This window comes from Microbulbifer sp. VAAF005, assembly GCF_030012985.1.
Classification (GTDB): domain Bacteria; phylum Pseudomonadota; class Gammaproteobacteria; order Pseudomonadales; family Cellvibrionaceae; genus Microbulbifer.
The window spans coordinates 4481944-4499320 of sequence record NZ_CP120233.1; the positions used below are offsets into that span (position 1 = coordinate 4481944).

General features: G+C 47.3%; 14 protein-coding genes. 9 read left to right on the forward strand and 5 right to left on the reverse strand.

From position 1 onward, the window contains the following. Positions 1-27 precede the first annotated feature (27 nt). Positions 28-1845 (forward strand): DUF885 domain-containing protein, encoded by a 1818-nt coding sequence (locus tag P0078_RS20160; RefSeq protein WP_282931685.1) that lies wholly within the window; start codon positions 28-30, stop codon positions 1843-1845. A gap of 272 nt (positions 1846-2117) precedes the next feature. Continuing rightward, a complete protein-coding gene (locus P0078_RS20165) occupies positions 2118-2513 on the forward strand; it encodes a cupin domain-containing protein (RefSeq protein ID WP_282931686.1) in 396 nt (131 codons plus the stop codon). Between the two features lie 116 nt (positions 2514-2629). On the opposite strand, the gene P0078_RS20170 is transcribed toward P0078_RS20165, so the two are convergent. The 3 genes from P0078_RS20170 to sodB form a co-directional block, all read right to left on the reverse strand. Continuing rightward, entirely contained in the window at positions 2630-4516 is a 1887-nt protein-coding gene (locus P0078_RS20170) for a DUF885 domain-containing protein (RefSeq protein WP_282931687.1), read from the reverse strand. A 428-nt stretch (positions 4517-4944) separates the two neighbouring features. Further along, positions 4945-6816, reverse strand: coding sequence for a DUF885 domain-containing protein (locus P0078_RS20175; protein ID WP_282931688.1), 1872 nt, complete (start codon positions 6814-6816; stop codon positions 4945-4947). Between the two features lie 234 nt (positions 6817-7050). Beyond that, entirely contained in the window at positions 7051-7632 is a 582-nt protein-coding gene (sodB, locus tag P0078_RS20180; protein WP_108732228.1) for a superoxide dismutase [Fe], read from the reverse strand. 331 nt (positions 7633-7963) lie between these two features. Here sodB and P0078_RS20185 point away from each other — a divergent pair, with 331 nt between their 5' ends. Further along, a complete protein-coding gene (locus P0078_RS20185; protein ID WP_282931689.1) occupies positions 7964-8722 on the forward strand; it encodes a coiled-coil domain-containing protein in 759 nt (252 codons plus the stop codon). 151 nt (positions 8723-8873) lie between these two features. After that, entirely contained in the window at positions 8874-10382 is a 1509-nt protein-coding gene (locus tag P0078_RS20190) for a fumarate hydratase (protein WP_282931690.1), read from the forward strand. Positions 10383-10424: 42 nt separating this feature from the next. Here P0078_RS20190 and P0078_RS20195 read toward each other — a convergent pair whose 3' ends face one another. Continuing rightward, positions 10425-12248 (reverse strand): DUF885 domain-containing protein, encoded by a 1824-nt coding sequence (locus P0078_RS20195; protein ID WP_282931691.1) that lies wholly within the window; start codon positions 12246-12248, stop codon positions 10425-10427. Between the two features lie 206 nt (positions 12249-12454). On the opposite strand from P0078_RS20195, the gene P0078_RS20200 reads away from it, so the two are divergent. From P0078_RS20200 to P0078_RS20220, 5 genes are all read left to right on the forward strand, one after another. Continuing rightward, positions 12455-12799, forward strand: a complete 345-nt coding sequence (locus P0078_RS20200) for a 4a-hydroxytetrahydrobiopterin dehydratase (protein WP_108732232.1) — start codon at positions 12455-12457, stop codon at positions 12797-12799. A 155-nt stretch (positions 12800-12954) separates the two neighbouring features. Next, complete coding sequence (locus P0078_RS20205; protein WP_282931692.1) at positions 12955-13428, forward strand: OsmC family protein; 474 nt, start codon at positions 12955-12957, stop codon at positions 13426-13428. An 85-nt stretch (positions 13429-13513) separates the two neighbouring features. Next, positions 13514-13909 carry a GNAT family N-acetyltransferase gene (locus tag P0078_RS20210; protein WP_282931693.1) on the forward strand — a complete coding sequence of 132 codons (396 nt, stop codon included), beginning with the start codon at positions 13514-13516 and terminating at the stop codon, positions 13907-13909. A gap of 120 nt (positions 13910-14029) precedes the next feature. After that, positions 14030-14770, forward strand: coding sequence for an NUDIX domain-containing protein (locus P0078_RS20215; RefSeq protein ID WP_282931694.1), 741 nt, complete (start codon positions 14030-14032; stop codon positions 14768-14770). Between the two features lie 204 nt (positions 14771-14974). Beyond that, positions 14975-16162, forward strand: coding sequence for an alpha/beta hydrolase-fold protein (locus P0078_RS20220; RefSeq protein ID WP_282931695.1), 1188 nt, complete (start codon positions 14975-14977; stop codon positions 16160-16162). A 408-nt stretch (positions 16163-16570) separates the two neighbouring features. Here the strand turns inward: P0078_RS20220 and P0078_RS20225 are convergent, their stop codons facing one another. Further along, on the reverse strand, positions 16571-17332 hold the full coding sequence (locus tag P0078_RS20225; protein WP_282931696.1) for a TlyA family RNA methyltransferase: 762 nt from the start codon (positions 17330-17332) through the stop codon (positions 16571-16573). Positions 17333-17377 lie beyond the last annotated feature (45 nt).

Sequence of the window (17377 nt, forward strand, 5' to 3'; positions counted from 1 at the left end):
TACAGCTAAGAATTCGGGAGAAATATAATGATTAAGACTATTGCCAAATGGTTTGGCGGCTTATTTTTTGTGGGGGTTTTGGCAGTTTCTGCTTTTGCTATTAATGCAGTTTATTTCAAGCCTTGGTCTATAGATGTATTTTTTGAACGTGTCTTTATAAAAATCGGCAGTAGCAGTCCGGAAATCCTTTCACAAATTAGAATTTTGGAACAATTTGGAATTGATGGACACAATGCGCATCTCGATGATTTGTCTGAAGAAGAGCAGTTGCGTGTTATTGAAATGATGAAGAGCGAGCTGGCGGTATTGCGCAGCTACGATCGCGAAAGTTTGGAAGGGCAGCAGGCCATTTCCTATGATGTGTTAGAGCATCTTCTCAGTATAAAGGCGGAAGTTGAACGCTGGAGGCACCATGATTACCCGCTTAACCAAATGTCGGGTGAGCAGAATAGGTTGCCGGAGTTTCTCGCTGAAGTACATCAGATCAACAATGTAAAAGAAGCTGATTATTACTTGTCTCGTCTGGGAGAGGTCGGACGTAAGTTTGATCAATTGCTGGATGGTCTGAAGATAAGGGAAGAGAAAGATATCCTGCCTCCGCGCTTTGTTGTCGATAGTGTTTTAGAGGAAATGCAGGGTTTTATCGCCGCGCCGGTAAAAGAAAATATACTTTATACCTCATTACTGGAGCGACTTAACAAAATTGAAAAGCTGGATAAACAGGAGCGGGAAGGTATTCTCAGCCAAGCTGAGTTGCTGATTGGTACAGAAGTTTACGCCGCGTATCAAGGGCTAATCGATTATTTCAGTACTCTCCGGTTAAAAGTTGGAGAGAACAATGGTGTTTGGGCATTGCCGGATGGGGATGCCTACTATGCCTATCAGGTACGCAACTTTACCAGTACAGATATTGCACCGGAGGAACTCCATCGTATTGGATTGGAAGAGGTTGCAAGAATTGAAACGGAAATGAATGAAATTTTTTCATCCGTTGGTAGAACCAGTGGCACTATTAGCGAACGTTTCTCTGCGCTGAATAATGATCCCCAGTTTCTTTATGAGGATTCAGATTTAGGTCGGGAGAAAATTATTGCCGATTACCAGGTAATGATTGATGAAATTGATGCAGGCCTGGGTGACTATTTTGATTTAAAACCCAAAATGGGTGTTGAGGTGCGCCGAGTCCCAGAGTTTAAAGAGCAAGGTTCGGCGGGAGCCTACTACAACCCTCCAGCAATGGACGGGTCTCGCCCCGGGGTATTTTATGCAAACTTGCGGGATGTTCATGAAACCAAAAAGTTTGGAATGCGTACCTTGGCTTACCATGAAGCGGTACCTGGGCATCACTTCCAGTTGGCAATTGCACAAGAGCTAAAAGGTGTGCCGACTTTCCGTAAAATGGGGTTGTTTAATGCTTACTCGGAAGGGTGGGCACTGTACTCCGAGAAGCTTGCTAAAGAAGCCGGTTTCCAGGAAAACCCCTATGATGATTTGGGTCGGTTGCAGGCGGAAATGTTCCGGGCTGTGCGGTTGGTTGTGGATACTGGAATGCACTATAAGCGCTGGAGTCGCGAGCAAGCGATTGAGTATATGCTGGAAAAGACCGGTATGACTGAGTCCGAAGTCACCACCGAGATCGAGCGATATATGGTTTGGCCCGGTCAGGCACTGGCCTACAAAACCGGTATGCTGAAGATTCTTGAGTTGCGTGAACGCGCTAAAGAAGCGCTTGGTAGCCAGTTTGATATCCGCCAGTTCCACAATGTAGTTCTCACCAATGGCGCTTTGCCATTGGCAGTGTTGGAGCAGCAGGTAGATCAGTGGATAGCAACCAACAAGAGTTAGGATTCACTTTTGCAGAGTATTCGGCTATAGGATCGTCAAAAGAGTAACTTAAAAGTTTGAGCATCTTTACCGCTAGAAAGGGTGAAGGTGCTCGGATTATGTGGTTTTAGTAACTAAAAAGGGAGAAGGGAAGAATACACCGCGCTTAGGACCCTATGAGGCATGGATGCCGATTAAGAGCTTACAGGGATGTATTCACAGCGTGTCTCGAGTGCGGTGTATTCTTTCCTTCCACCCCAGTAGTAAGAGTAGTACTTGTAAGGGGTTGGTAAGTGCCGAAGTCAAAAGCTATTACGATAGATGATGGGTTTTCTAGAGTTAAATTTCTAAAAGGAAGAACTCCCGAAACAACGGATGAGGAAGCTAAAGATGCATTTGCCTTATTGTCCGAGTATAGGGATGGTGGAATATACGTAGCCCACTATTCAGGGAATAGCGAGTGGGAAAGACACACCAATGGAGATGAGTTTGTTCAAGTTATAGGTGGGGAAACAGCTCTAATTCTTCTCGTTAACGGTGATGAGAAGCGGAACGAATTATCAGCCGGGCAAATATTGGTAATACCAAAAGGTATCTGGCACCGATTTGAAACACCTAGCGAAGTAAAAGTTATGACTATCACCCCGCAGCCAACTGAGCACAGTATCACTAAGCCATGCGATACTTAAGAAATAGGATCATTCTACATGCTGCAGCGGTTTGCAGTATAAGAGTGAACGCTGTTAGCTTAAATTAAAAAAGGCCACCGATAGTGGCCTTTTTTAATTCTGTTGTATTCTGTTAGTTATGCTTTTGGAGTTCTGGTGTTTGCTATCCACTCGTCAATAATTTCCTCCAGGGCGTCCAGTGGTACCGGACCATTGGCCAGAACTGCATTGTGGAATTGACGAATATCAAACTTCTCTCCCAGTTCTTTTTTGGCTTTCTCACGAAGCTGTAAAATTTTGAGCATGCCAATTTTGTAGGCTGTTGCCTGGCCGGGTAATACGATATAGCGCTCGACTGCTTTAATCACATCCCCCTCAGGATTAGGGGTGTTTTCCATCAGGTATTGTATGGCTTGTTCTCGGGTCCACTTCTTGGTGTGAATTCCGGTATCGACTACAAGGCGTCCTGCTCGCCACAACTCCATGGCGAGGCGCCCAAAATCTGAGTAGGGGTCTTGGTAGAGCCCCATCTCTTTTGGCACCATTTCAGAGTAAAGGCCCCAACCCTCGGTATAAGCGGTATAGTGACCATATTTGCGGAATTTAGGGATATCCTGTAATTCCTGGGTGATAGAGAGCTGCATATGGTGGCCGGGGATGCCCTCGTGGTATGCCAGTGCTTCCATCTGATAGCTGGGCATATCGTCCATGTTGTAGAGGTTGGCATAGTAGATGCCTGGGCGTGATCCATCGGCAGCAGGTTGCAGGTAAAAAGCTTTACCGGCAGATTTCTCCCGGAATGGTTCGACCGCTCTCACATCGAGGTCCGCTCTAGGTTTGGTGATAAATAACTCGTCCAGCCTACCCTTCATGGTATTGATAATGGTAGTAGCCTTCTCAAGATATGCAGCTTTCCCCTGTTCAGTGGTCGGGTAATAAAATTGCTGGTCGGTGCGCATAAATTCGAAGAAGTTTTTCAATTTACCTTCGAATTTTACTTTACGCATAATTTCACGCATCTCATCATGGATGCGAGTCACTTCTTCAAGGCCAATCCTATGAATTTCTTCGGCTGTCATATCGGTAGAAGTGTAAAAGCCGAGACGAAAATTATAAAAGTCACTGCCATCTGCCAGTTTCCAGGCGCCATCATCAGTAGTTGCGCGTATCTCAAGCTCTTGCAGGTAGTCGATTAGGGTTTTATAGGCGGGGCCAGTGTTGTCTTTTAGTGCTGTTTTAGCTTTATCTATTAAGGACTTTTTCTGCTCTTTACTGATATCGAGACTTTCTACTTTTCCCTTAAAGTCAGCAAATAGAGGGCTGTCCTTTTCTCTGTCAAAAGGAGCACCAGTAATTAGGTTTTGTGCATCTCCAATAACATAGGGGAAAACGAATTTTGGGATAGTGGTGCCAGCTTTGGCGTTTTCTTCCAGTTGGTCTTGCAGCTGTGCGAAATACTGGGGAATTCTATTTAATCGGGAGATATAAGCTTCGGCATCCCTAATGTTGTCGATACGGTGCTGGCTGATAAGTGTTGAAGCGGCGCCGGTATGAGTGGCGAACATTTGGTTGACTGGGTAATTATGATTTCGCCACTTATAGGCTTCGATCTCTTGTTGCAAAGTGCGTTTTGCCAGTCGAAGATTAAGTTGGGTAGGTCGATCCAGTATAGCGGGATCAACTTTATTCAGCTCGGCTAATTGACGCTTATTAATTTCATGGGTTTCTTGCGCAAATTCAGGGGTTAGATCATTCCATTTGCCGTACTCCTCTTTCAGGCCCAAGAAGGTTTTGAATTCAGGGCTGCGGTCTAGATGCTCTTGGAAGAAATTATCGAACAGCAAATTGACCTTCTTGCTGGCCTCTCTCATTTCTTTGCTGACCTTAGGGGGAGGTGGCTGATTAAGTGCACTTTCCTCTAAGGGGGCAATCTTTTGTGCATCCGCATTGTTGGTACTGTCGTTGCAGCCTGTGAGAATGAGTGAGCTTACTGCCGCTGCAATCAGAGTTATTTTTAACTTCATGAGTACAATCCTTGCGTTCAAAGAGTAGCTCTTACTTTTTTATCATTATTTTTGCAGTTAATGGACCTTTTTATGTAAAAGCATCCCATTATTTGATTTTGTGGATATAAATTCAGCAGAAACTAAGAGCGGTGCACTTTTTTAGTATGGGGAATACTGGGTATGTTTTATTTTGGTGCTTTTATACGACAGTGGCAGGTAAGGTGAGCTGAAAATAGGGGGAGCTAAAATAAGACTTTAGTACCAATCATGTTGGTAGCTGGCGTTTGCTTAATAAGAAGTCCGGAATGTCATTCCGGACTTCTCTGTAAAACAATAAATATCGCATTGTAAAAGCTATGCAGAATTTTTGCTTCTGCGATGCTCTACTGACGAAAAGAAAAAGACAGACAAGTAGTTATCAGGTACTTATCTGTCGCTTCTATTAATTATTGTTGGGTTTTTACTTTTGCAACCCACTCATTAACCAGTTCTTCCAGTACATCCAAGGGGACTGGGCCACTGGCCAGGATAGTGTCATGGAAGCCGCGAACATCAAACTGATCACCCAGTTCTGTTTTGGCTTTTTCACGCAGCTCGACAATTTTCAGCATACCGATTTTGTATGCGGTCGCTTGGCCAGGCATGACGATATAGCGTTCGATCGCTTTAACCACATCACCTTTCGGGTTCGGGGTGTTCTCTACGAGGTAGTCGATCGCCTGCTCGCGAGTCCATTTCTTGGAGTGAAGACCGGTGTCTACCACCAATCGGCCAGCGCGCCATAGTTCCATAGCCAGGCGTCCAAAGTCAGAGTAGGGATCTTCATAGAAGCCCAATTCCTTGGGTACCAGCTCGGAGTAGAGGCCCCAGCCTTCGGTATAAGCAGTGTAACCACCGTATTTACGGAACTTGGGAATATCCTGTAATTCCTGAGCGATAGAAAGCTGCATATGGTGGCCGGGGATACCTTCGTGGTAAGCCAATGCTTCCATCTGATAAGACGGCATATCTTCCATATTGTACAAGTTGGCATAGTAGATGCCGGGGCGCGAACCATCGGGAGCGGGGCGCTGGTAGAAGGCCTTACCTGCAGATTTTTCGCGGAAGGCCTCTACGGCTCTTACATCGAGATCGGCTTTGGGCTTGGTGATAAACAGCTCATCCAGGCGGCCCTTCATGGTGTCGATAATTGCGGTGGCCTTTTCCAGGTACTCCGCCTTACCTTCCTCAGTGGTCGGGTAGTAGAACTGCTTGTCGGTGCGCATGAATTCGAAGAATTCCTGCAAGTTACCTTCGAACTTCACCTTGCGCATAATCTCGCGCATTTCGTCGTGAATACGGGCAACTTCCTTGAGACCGGTTTGGTGGATCTCATCGGCAGTCATATCCGTAGTGGTGTAAACGCCGAGGCGGAATTTATAGAATTCTTCGCCGTCTGCCAGTTTCCAGGCGCCGTCGTCGGTAGTGGCTTTTTTCTCAAGCTCTTGCAGGTAGCTGATCAACTTTTCGTAAGCGGGGCCGGCGCTTTCAGTCAGGGCCCGGCTGGCATTCTCGATCAGTGATTTCTTTTGATCTTCGCTGATTTCCAGCTTTTCCACTTTGCCCTTAAAGTCGGCAAACAGGGGGCTGTCTTTCTCGCCGTTGAAAGGTGCACCGGTGATCAGATTGCGAGAGTCACTGATTACGTAGGGGAATACAAATTTAGGTACGATTGTGCCGACAGCAGTATTGGCTTTCAGTTGTTCTTCCAATTGGGAGAAATACTTGGGCATGCCATTCAAGCGGGCGATATAGGCTTCTGCATCGCCGACATTATCAATACGGTGCTGGCTGATCAGCAGTGTGGCGGCACTGGTATGGGTGGCATACATCTGGTTGACCGGGTAGCCGTGATTGCGCCACTTGTAGCCATCGATATCCTGTTGCCAGTTGCGTTTTGCCAGGCGCAGGCTCAAGCGGGTAGCGTCGTCCAAGTTGGAAGGATCAATTTTATTCAGTTCCGCCAGCTGGCGCTTGTCGATCTCCAGGGTTTCCTTGGCAAACTCTGGGGAGAGGTCATCCCACTTATCGTAATCTTCCTTTTTGCCCAGGAAAGTTTTGTATTCTGGGCTGCGGGCAAGGTGCTCCTGGAAGAAGTCCTCGAACATCTGGTTTACGCGCTTGACTGCGGCTGGGTCCACTTTTCCTGCGACTTCTTGAGTCGCCGTGCTTTCCGTGGCGGTTGCACTCTGCTCGGCTGTGTTCGGGGCGCCGCGGTCACAGCCGCTGATAACCAGCGCGCTTATGGCGGCTGCGATCAGGGTTGGTTTCAACTTCATGAGCATATTCCCAGTGTTCGGTTCTTCGTTGCTAATTTGTGCCACTCCAGTGGCATTCTTTAGGTTGCCTGCCTAAATCCCCCACGCTTTATGCGGGATGTGTAGTGCAGATCAGCAGGTATTGTGCTGACTGGAGCAGCATTTGGCCAGTAGTGGGGAGAATTTGATTGGGAGGAGGGTATTAAAGAAATAAAAAAGCGGGCACATGGCCCGCTTTTTCTGGTGACTTCGGGATTAAGCGAAGTTCTGGTTTACAAACTCCCAGTTCACCAGGGCCCAGAAAGCTTCCATGTACTTCGGACGCAAGTTGCGGTAGTCGATGTAGTAAGCGTGTTCCCAAACATCGCAGGTCAGCAGGGGAGTAACGCCTTCTTCAGTCAGCGGGGTTGCTGCGTTGGAAGTGTTTACAATAGCGACTGAGCCGTCAGCATTTTTTACCAGCCAGGTCCAGCCGGAGCCGAAGTTGTTCACAGCACTGGTGGTAAATGCTTCTTTGAACTGGTCGAAGCTACCGAAGGCTGCGTTGATAGCCTCGGCAATCGCGCCAGTGGCTTCGCCGCCACCGTTAGGGCTCAGGCAGTTCCAGTAGAAAGTGTGGTTCCAAACCTGGGCTGCGTTGTTGAACACACCACCGGAAGAGGACTTGATCACGTCTTCCAGGGACTTGTCAGCGTCTGCAGTGCCTTCCAGCAGGCCATTCAGCTTGTCTACGTAGGTTTTATGATGTTTGCCGTAGTGGTACTCCAAAGTCTCTTCGGAGATATGCGGTGCCAGGGCGTTCTTAGCGTAGGGGAGTTCAGGCAATTCGAAAGCCATGGTGTTTTCCTTCCTTTGTCTGAGGGTTATTGGTGAGGGCATTCTACACGTGCCGCATCTCAGAATTAAGCCGGCGCGGTGGATTAGGGGAGTTTGGGACGATTTCCTCAAACACAAGGGGGAGAGCTTTTCTGTCAACTCTAATCGACTGTCGTCTATTATTACTGGCGACCGCTTACTTTTTCGTCAATTTTTGGTATAACTGCCGCAGAATTCGACGAATCTGAATGGATTCTATTGTCATATATTTCTGAAAATACGGTACCGGAAAGAGCAGCATAGAACTGGCGGGTACCGGACTCATCAGCACAGTTATCGGGTGTATCGAACCATGCAACGCAAAGAGCCCACACTGGGCGGCAGCGCCGCTCTTGAACCATCACTGGATCTCACTACCAGCGAAGAAAGGAGTGATTCACCAGAGCCCCAGGTGATCGTGGAGGAGCGCCGAGGTGGTTTCTCTTTCTTGGGTCTATGTGCCCTGATTATGGCGATGGGTGGCCTGGGTGCCTCGGGTTTCCTGTACCAGCAATGGCAGGACAGCCGGACCCTGTTGAGTGATGCAGAAACTCGTATTGCCGATGCGGAAAACCGTATTGCTGAACTGGAGAAGCGCTTTAGCCTCTCCGATGAGGAATCTACGGCATCGGTTGAAGTACTGAATGCAAAAGCCAAGGAAAACTCCTCAGAGATCCGTAAATTGTGGGGTGTTGCCTATGACACCAACCGCAAGAGTATCTCGGCAAATAAAACAGCAGTCGCAGCTAACAAAAAGCAAGTCGCCGCTCTTAGCACCAAGCTCAGCGGCCTCGAGTCCAGCGTGAAGAAAATTGCTGCTGTAGAGGCTTCGCTGGCAGAGTTACGCAAGGGCAATACAGATTCCCAGCGTGAGATGACTGATAAGCTTGCACGCCTGGAGCGCCAGCTGGCTTCAGTGCGCAGTGACCTGACTATGCGTGTCGGTGCGAATGAAGAGGCTGTCGAGTCTATCGATGCTTACCGCCGTTCTGTGAATAAGGATCTGGTGCAGCTCCGCGATGCGATTCGCTCCCTGCAGTCCAGCGGTGATTCGACAGCTTCATCCATGTAGTTTTCCGGTTGAGTTAAAAAAGGCGGACCTGGTGTCCGCCTTTTTTATTTTGTTTTCCCTTTCGGTGAATGGGATTTATGGGAATATCTGGGTCAATAACCCTACATTTCGTGTAGAATCGCCGGCCTCGAGACGTTAATCGGAGTTGGCAATGACCACTATCCGCCAGGATGATCTGATCGGCAGCGTGGCCGATGCGCTGCAATTTATTTCTTACTACCACCCACAGGACTTCATTCAGGCCCTGAATAAGGCTTATGAGAAAGAGGTCAACCCGGCGGCCAAGGACGCCATGGCCCAGATCCTGATCAACTCACGCATGTGTGCCGAGGGCCACCGCCCAATCTGTCAGGATACCGGCATTGTCACCGTGAAGTTGAAAGTGGGCATGAATGTGCGTTGGGAAGCGGACATGAGCGTTACCGATATGGTTAACGAGGGTGTTCGCCGGGCCTATCAAAATGCCAGCAACGTACTGCGTGCCTCTATTCTGGAAGATCCAGATGGTGCCCGTAAGAATACCGGAGACAATACTCCGGCGGTGATTCACTATGAAATCGTTCCCGGTGATACCGTAGAAGTTTATGTGGCAGCTAAAGGCGGCGGCAGCGAAGCCAAAACCAAGTTTGCCATGCTGAATCCATCTGACTCGGTGGTTGACTGGGTGCTGAAGATGGTTCCGCAGATGGGCGCCGGCTGGTGTCCGCCCGGCATGCTGGGTATTGGTATTGGCGGTACCGCTGAGAAAGCGATGCTGTTGGCCAAAGAATCCCTGCTCGACCCCATCGACATTCAGGAGCTGCAAGAGCGCGGAGCCTCTAACCGCGCTGAAGAGCTGCGTCTGGAACTCTATGATTCCGTCAACAAACTGGGCATCGGCGCCCAGGGCCTGGGCGGACTGACCACTGTGTTGGATGTGAAGATCAAGGATTATCCTACCCACGCTGCCAACAAGGCTGTGGCGATCATCCCCAACTGCGCGGCTACCCGTCACACGCACTTTACCCTGGATGGCTCCGGGCCTGCGCGCCAGACTCCGCCTAAGCTGGAAGATTGGCCGGAAATTACCCGCGAAGCGGGCAGCAATACCCGTCGGGTAAACCTGGATACCATTACCGCAGAAGATATCCAAAACTGGCAGCCCGGTGAGACCCTGCTGCTGAACGGTAAGATGCTGACTGGTCGCGATGCGGCGCACAAGAAAATGGTAGATATCCTCGCCAAAGGCGAGAAGTTGCCTGTGGATCTCACCGGCCGCTTTATCTACTACGTAGGCCCGGTAGATCCGGTGCGCGATGAGGTTGTTGGTCCCGCTGGCCCAACCACTGCTACCCGTATGGATAAATTCACTCGCACTATGCTGGAAGAAACCGGCTTGGCGGGGATGATCGGTAAGGCGGAGCGCGGCCCCATGGCAATTGAGGCGATCCGCGATAATAAAGCGGTATACCTGATGGCAGTCGGTGGCGCTGCTTATCTGGTTGCCCAGGCGATTAAAGGCTCCGAAGTTATCGCCTTCCCCGAGCTGGGAATGGAAGCGATTTACGAGTTTGAAGTAGAAGATATGCCGGTAACTGTGGCTGTCGACAGTCAGGGTGAGTCAGTACACACTACTGGTCCGCTGATCTGGAAAGCCAAGATTGCCGAAGGTGAGGTGTAACGCTTCCGCCATTTAAAGAAAAGGCCCCAACAGGGGCCTTTTTTATTGGAATTTATTGCCTTGCTTGGCTAAGTCCGCCAGCATCAGTTCGCGAATAATTGGTATAGGTGCACTGCCATAGCTCAGGAACATCTCGTGGAATCCCTTGAGACTAAAGTTGTTGCCCATTTTCTTTTTGATTTCCTCGCGCAGGGCCAAAATATCTGTAAAGCCAGCAAAATAGCTGGTGAGCTGCACTTGGCTTAAGGTCGCCCTGCGCCATTTACCCTCTGCTTCAGCCTGTTGTTGAAAGGCATCCCTAACCATTAACTTCATCGCCTCTGCTTGGTTGATACCCTTTACCTGTACTTCATAATCCAAAATGGTATTAGTGATAGTGCGCAAGTTCCACTTGTAGTACATCAGCCACAGCTCGGGGGAAAAATTACCGTAACCCGCATCCAGCATCATACGCTCCGCATAGACGGCCCAGCCTTCGATCATTGCGGTATTGCCGAGAATAGTTTTCAGGATACTGGGGGACTGGTTGGCGTAAACCAGTTGAGTGTAGTGCCCGGGGATCGCTTCGTGGATATTGAGTATCTGCAGGATATAGTCGTTGTATTCTCGCAGTAAGCTCTCCGCCCGTTGATCGGAGTAGGTCTCTATGGGCATCACGTTGTAATAGGTATTTGCATTTTTATGGTAGGGGCCAGGCGCATTAATGGAAGCTACAGCAAAGCCTTGCATGTAGGCTGGAGTTGTTCGAACTACCAGTGGCTTTTCCTTGTCCAGGCTTAACAGGTTTTTTTCGGTCACGAACTCTGCCAGCTCCGGGATCTGTTGCTCTACTTTTTTCTTGAAAGTTTCTTTGGTGGCATGATATTGGGAAAGCTTGTTCAGCAGCTTTTCAATTTTTACCAGTGGCTCGTTGGGTGGGGAATCAGAAGGAAAGTATTTTGGCCAGAGTTGATCGGCAAGCTTGGTCATTTTATCGTGGGTTACCTGCTTCTCTATGATGGCGCGCTGGTATAGTTCAGCAGCGCTCATTCCAATATTGATATCAAACTGGAATTTTTCTTCGTAGAGTTTTTCACCGATACGAAAATCACGGAAATTTCCGGATTTAGTCAATTTCTTTTGCAGGTTTTGCAGGAAGTCAATATAGCCTTGTATTGCCAAGCGAGAATCGTGCATTCGCCGTAGGAAAATCTCCTTTGCATCTGCAGGCATCTGACTTTCTTTAACCGTTTTTTCCAGCTCTTCACCAAAGACTTCCAGCGAGCCTGTACTCTGTTGAATTGCTAATTCAAGCTGTGGTGCCGCTGGTTTATAAATAGCGGCCTTAGCCGCCTGGTAGTACTCGGGCACTTGCCGCATACGACTACTAACAGTATGTAGGCGCTTTAGAAGTGGCGCATAGTCGGTGTTTAGGATCAGGGCAAAAGAATGGGAGACATTGTAAATGGAAGGGTCCCATTGGTATGACTTAAAGCGGGTATATTGCCATTGCAGTCGCTGTAGAAAATTCTCAATAAGAGCGAGATTACTGCGTGAATTGATATTGAGCTGGCTTTTATCCAAGGCTGCAAATTTGCGTTCATAGATTTGAGCAAAATCCAATACGAATTCACGATAACTCTTATCGGGTACCTGAAGCTCTTTGGCAGCTTCATAGTAGCCTTCACTGAGTGCCCAGGATGGGAATAGACTCCATAGGCCGTGTATAAATTGATGACAAAGCTGCTCAAATGCCAGGTTTGTCTCGGAGCGCATTTCCTCCAGGATAACCTCCTCTGGAGGAGGAAGGCGCTCTCTATCCACTTTCTGGCGCTCACAAGCCCCTAGAACTACCAGAAGTAGTAATAGACTGAGGTGTGCTTTCATGACAATCCTCACGTTTATCTGCCGATGTCGACCCATGGCTGCGGTGCCCATAGATCGTCCAATATTTTTAGCATGCGGTTCCATTTTGTGATGGTAAAACCGGATAAAATGCGTTTTTGAGCCCTGTACTTGTTTCGTTAAGGGGGCGGGTAGAGTGAGGCCGGCCCAATTGAGCCGATAATAAACAAGGTTTTGAGGACCGATTCATGACCGAACTAGCTCAACAACAATGTGAAGCCTGTCGTGCCGATGCGCCGCTGGTGAGTGATGACGAACTGCCAGGACTGCTGCGGCAGATCCCTGACTGGACGCCGATGACCCGTGACGGAATTATGCAGCTGGAACGCGTGTTTAAGTTTCGTAACTTTAAGCAGGCTCTGGCGTTTACCAACCGTGTCGGCGCGATTGCTGAAGAGGTGGGGCATCACCCCGCACTGCTGACTGAATGGGGTAAGGTTACGGTTACCTGGTGGAGTCACGAGGCTAAGGGCCTGCACAAAAATGACTTTATCATGGCTGCTCGCACCGATGAGCAGGTGGATGCCGCTTAACTAGTATTTCTTGTGGCGCCTGTATCCGGCTTCGGGAGGCGATGGACCATTTGAAATAGCACTCACCGGTTCTTGGTAATCTTAGGGCTGGTGAGCATCCCAATTTAGCCCCTTTTCCCCCAAGGCTAGGGGTGTCGTCTAAAGGGAGATAAGTCTTGTCAGAGTATACTTCAACGGTGACCTGGAAACGCGACGAGCAGATTTTCACCGATAATCAATACAGTCGAGCCCACACCTGGCAATTTGATGGTGGGGCATCTATCCCAGCCTCCTCTTCCCCCCATGTTGTACCCATTCCCTATTCAGTAGTTGAAAACGTTGATCCAGAAGAAGCTTTTGTAGCGGCTCTGTCCAGCTGCCATATGTTGTTTTTTCTATCGATTGCAGCCAAGCGAGGGTTTGTGGTTGATGAATATTGCGATGAAGCTATAGGAATTATGGGGACTGATAAGGATGGTCGAATTGCTATGACTAAAGTTACCCTGCGTCCTTCAGTGCGCTTCTCCGGTGAAAAACAACCCAGTCGCGAGCAGTTAGAAAAAATACATCATCTTTCCCACAAACAGTGTTTTATTGCGAACTCCGTGAAAGCTGAAGTGGTGACAGAGATCCAGGAAGTTCCAGTTTAAGTACTTTCCTATAACGGTTGGGTTGTCGCTGGGTACTAGGTAGGCTTAGCGGTACTATTAATTTGTTTATTTTATTCGGCAAGGTATGTACACAATTTTTGAGAAAGTAGCTTCTACCGAGGATTTCCTCAAACTGCGAGAGATAACAGGCTTAACCCCCAGAAGCCGTGAAGCAGCGGAAAAAGGCCTTCCAAATAGCTTGTACGGTATCCATATAAAAAGACAATCTGAAACTGTCGCTATGGGCCGGGTAGTGGGGGATGGCGCACTTAATTTTGAGATAGTGGATGTTGCTGTCGATCCAAAATTCCAAGGTGTTGGCCTGGGGCGTCAGATCATGGAGCACATTATGGCTTACCTGGATCGAGAAGCCCTTCCTTCAGCATATATTACGTTGATGGCAGATGTTCCCGAACTTTATAGAAAATTTGGATTTGAATTGAGCGGTCCAGACACTGAAGGGATGTATCTTATCAAATAATGGCACAGAGCTATTATTGTGGATTCGAAGTTGGCTTTACATCAATGAACGAATGATTGATTCAGTGTTGGCTATATCGTTTATGGTATTGAAATCATTTAGGTGTTGAATAGGTTACTTGTGTTTCATCATACAGTTGATTCCTTTAATTGCGTTACTTTGGAACTCGAGAATTTTTCTGGTACGGAAGATCAGTTCTTGGTTGAACTGGTAGCCATTATAGAAGTATCCAGAGTTAACAGCCGAAAGTTGATATGGATAGATCTTCGAGATGCACTTACCCGGTTTATCCCGATATGCCTAAATCATGGTTTTACATTTCATAGCTGTCGGGATTCTGCTACAAGGCTGGTTCTTAAGCTTCAGGAAGATGCATATGTTCCCTTCTACCCAACTCATACGGTGGGAGTTGGAGGATTCGTACTGCTTGATGGGCAACTACTCTGTGTCCAGGGCCACAGTGCAGCATCAAGCCCGAAGCTGCCTGGAGGAACCGTTGATCTGGGTGAAAAGATAGCCGATGCGGTGATTCGTGAGGTTTATGAGGAGACCGGTGTGTCCTGCGAGTTTTCCTCAGTACTCGGATTTGCCACCCGATTTCCTACGAATTTAGGCTATACGGATATCTACTTCGTATGTGAATTAAGTGCCTTAAATCGGGATATTTCAATAACAGATACGGAAGAAATTAAGCATGCTTCCTGGGTAGATATTGGCCACTACCTAAATGGAAGGCATATCTCAGCATTTAATAGACATATCGCTGAAATGTCCATGCAAAGGCTTGGTTTAACCCAGGTCAGCCAGGATTCTTACAAGGATCCCTTCGCAAAGCAGGAAATATTTTGGACTAATGCCTAAAAGATCCAAATGATTAGTTGAGTATATATCGCAGTTTAACTACTTACTTTTTGGGCAGAGGGGAAGACTAAGCTGCATTCTAAACACATCGTGAATTCTTCATTCTCATTGAGTCCAGAACGCGGCGTATGATTTTCTTCCTTCTCTGATTATTAAATTGTTAGTGGATTAAATGGTTAGCTGGCGGAAAGATGGAGTGTTCCTATGAAAAGAAAATTTATAGCTATTTTAATTGCCGTAGTTTGGAGTTTAACTGCTCAATCCAAAGAGTTAACTATTGGTGAGCGCAAGGTTATTGTCTCGCAAACTCTCGAAGAGAAAAGGGAGTATTGGATTTCTCTTCCCACATCCTTTAAAGAAGGAGGATATAAAGATTATCCGGTTCTTTATTTACTTGATGCAGATTTCAATAGCTTCTTTCATGCCTTCACAGGTATGGTTCGGCAGCTTAGTTCTGATGCCACTCCAGTAATTCCTGAAATGATTGTTGTAGGTATCGTAAGTCAAGAACGTGTAAGAGATAGTTCACCTACTAGATCGCTAACTGAATATGGTGGGCGTAAAAATCAGGCGCTATCCAATACAGGGGGCGCTGATCAATTTCTTGAGTTTTTAAGAGAAGAGCTTATCCCAGAGATAAACGCGGAATATCCGACATCTGGGTATCAAATTCTTGCAGGTTACTCATTTACAGGTCTACCTGTTATTCATAGCTTATATTCATCGCCTGAAGATTTTAATGCGTATATCGCTATTGATCCAAGTATGTGGTGGGATGAGCAGATTATGTTAAAGCGATATTCTGAGTTTCTACAGGGTAAATCAACTGAAAAGCTCAGGCTGTTTATCGCTACTTCAGAGAGGGTAGAAGGTGCATATCCTGATGAAAACTATGTTGCGGAATTTATTGGGTTGCTAAATGAGAAACCAAAGAAAGGGTTGTACGTAGATTCAGTAATATATGGGCCAGAAGAAAATCATCATACCATGCCCGTTATTAGCTTTTATAGAGGGCTTCGGTCAATTTTTGATGGTTATATGATCGATGATCAAGCTAGATTTCGCCCCGCAGTGAATGTTAAAAATCACTTCGAGCAGTTTTCAAGAAAGCTCGGAGGGACGTTTATGTTGAGGGAGGATGTTATTAGTTTCTTTGGCTACGATCGCCTCTATAATGATCAATTTGGCATAGATGTCGATAGAGCAGTAGAGTTTTTTGAATTGAATACACAGTTCTATCCAGGTTCATATAAGGCCTGGGAAAGCTTGGCTGAAGCTTATGTGGTTAAGGGGAAGAAAGAACTTGCTGTAAATTGCTATAGAAAATCATTGTTAATTAATCCTGATAATGAAACAGCAAGAAATAGAATGGCTCAACTTGAGGTTGATTAGATTTATTTTAAGTGGTTATGCTTAACCTGGTGGTCTGAAGTGCTGCCGTTTTCCTAAAATCAGATCGCCAAGTTATTTGATACTATATTTGTCTGATTTTTATTGCGTTTGATCTCAGTAGCCTCTGAATAGAACTGCATGGCGCAGCATGGGTGGGAGTTGTTGCGGAGCTATGTAGAAATAGTGATACAAAAAATGGATTTTTATTAAAAAATAATAAAATCATATTTATAGATGGGGAGTTGGTTTTAACAAAGTAGGAATAGATATACGAGGCTCTATGGCCGAAGTAAATGAGGGGTGTTAAGTGTTAAAATGTAGGGTTATTTTTTATTTTGACGGCCCCGATAGCTCTTGTCTTGAAGAACTATCGGAGGTGGAAATAGGGTTGATATATTCAAAGGTGCTTTAGGCTTGGTGCGGACTTGCCCAGAGTAAAAACTCCCGATTGCCATCACCGCCCTTTATTGGGCTGTCGATATATTCTTTTACTTCAAGCCCCAAATCTTCACATAATCCAGTGATACGCTTGCGTACCTCGGGGTAGTATTTGGCGTCTCGAACCAGCCCTCCTTTGCCGATTCCCTCCGGGCCGACTTCAAATTGTGGTTTAACCAAGCTCAAGAGTTTCCCCGAAGGTTTTAGCAAGGCAGGTAGTTGCGGCAAAATTAGCGCTTGGGAAATAAACGAGACATCCATAACGATGGCGTCAAAACCTGTGTCTCCATAGGGGGCAATTTGAGAGGCTTCCAAATGGCGCGCATTCACCCCTTCAAAGAGGTGCATTCGGGGATTATTTAATAACTTCTGCGCCAACTGGTCTCGCCCTACATCCACACCGACTACCGATGCTGCTCCGCGCTGTAGCAGGCAGTCACTAAATCCGCCGGTAGAGCAGCCAACATCCAATGCGTGCCAGCCCGAGGGGTCGAGTCCTGTCTGGTCGAGGATTGCGGCCAGTTTCAGCCCCGCTCGGGAAACGTACTGGTCTTCCGGTAGGGGAGTGACTTCCAGGGCGCAATCTTCCGGGATACTTTGCCCGGCCTTGCGTGCGGGCTGAAGGGCGCCGCCATCGGATACCATGACTCTTCCGGCATCAATCAGTTTCTTTGCATGGGTGCGGGAGTTCGCCAGTTTTCTCTGTACAAGCAGTTGATCCAATCGGGTCATGTTTCGCGGTGCAATCCTGTTTACATAATTGAGAATACAGGGCCC

Bases quoted from the DNA above. Each gene is read 5' to 3' on its own strand.
- P0078_RS20160 (WP_282931685.1), top strand. From the start codon at position 28: ATGATTAAGACTATTGCCAAATGGTTTGGCGGCTTATTTTTTGTGGGG.
- P0078_RS20170 (WP_282931687.1), bottom strand. From the start codon at position 4,516: ATGAAGTTAAAAATAACTCTGATTGCAGCGGCAGTAAGCTCACTCATT.
- P0078_RS20175 (WP_282931688.1), bottom strand. From the start codon at position 6,816: ATGAAGTTGAAACCAACCCTGATCGCAGCCGCCATAAGCGCGCTGGTT.
- sodB (WP_108732228.1), bottom strand. From the start codon at position 7,632: ATGGCTTTCGAATTGCCTGAACTCCCCTACGCTAAGAACGCCCTGGCA.
- P0078_RS20185 (WP_282931689.1), top strand. From the start codon at position 7,964: ATGCAACGCAAAGAGCCCACACTGGGCGGCAGCGCCGCTCTTGAACCA.
- P0078_RS20190 (WP_282931690.1), top strand. From the start codon at position 8,874: ATGACCACTATCCGCCAGGATGATCTGATCGGCAGCGTGGCCGATGCG.
- P0078_RS20195 (WP_282931691.1), bottom strand. From the start codon at position 12,248: ATGAAAGCACACCTCAGTCTATTACTACTTCTGGTAGTTCTAGGGGCT.
- P0078_RS20200 (WP_108732232.1), top strand. From the start codon at position 12,455: ATGACCGAACTAGCTCAACAACAATGTGAAGCCTGTCGTGCCGATGCG.
- P0078_RS20210 (WP_282931693.1), top strand. From the start codon at position 13,514: ATGTACACAATTTTTGAGAAAGTAGCTTCTACCGAGGATTTCCTCAAA.
- P0078_RS20220 (WP_282931695.1), top strand. From the start codon at position 14,975: ATGAAAAGAAAATTTATAGCTATTTTAATTGCCGTAGTTTGGAGTTTA.
- P0078_RS20225 (WP_282931696.1), bottom strand. From the start codon at position 17,332: ATGACCCGATTGGATCAACTGCTTGTACAGAGAAAACTGGCGAACTCC.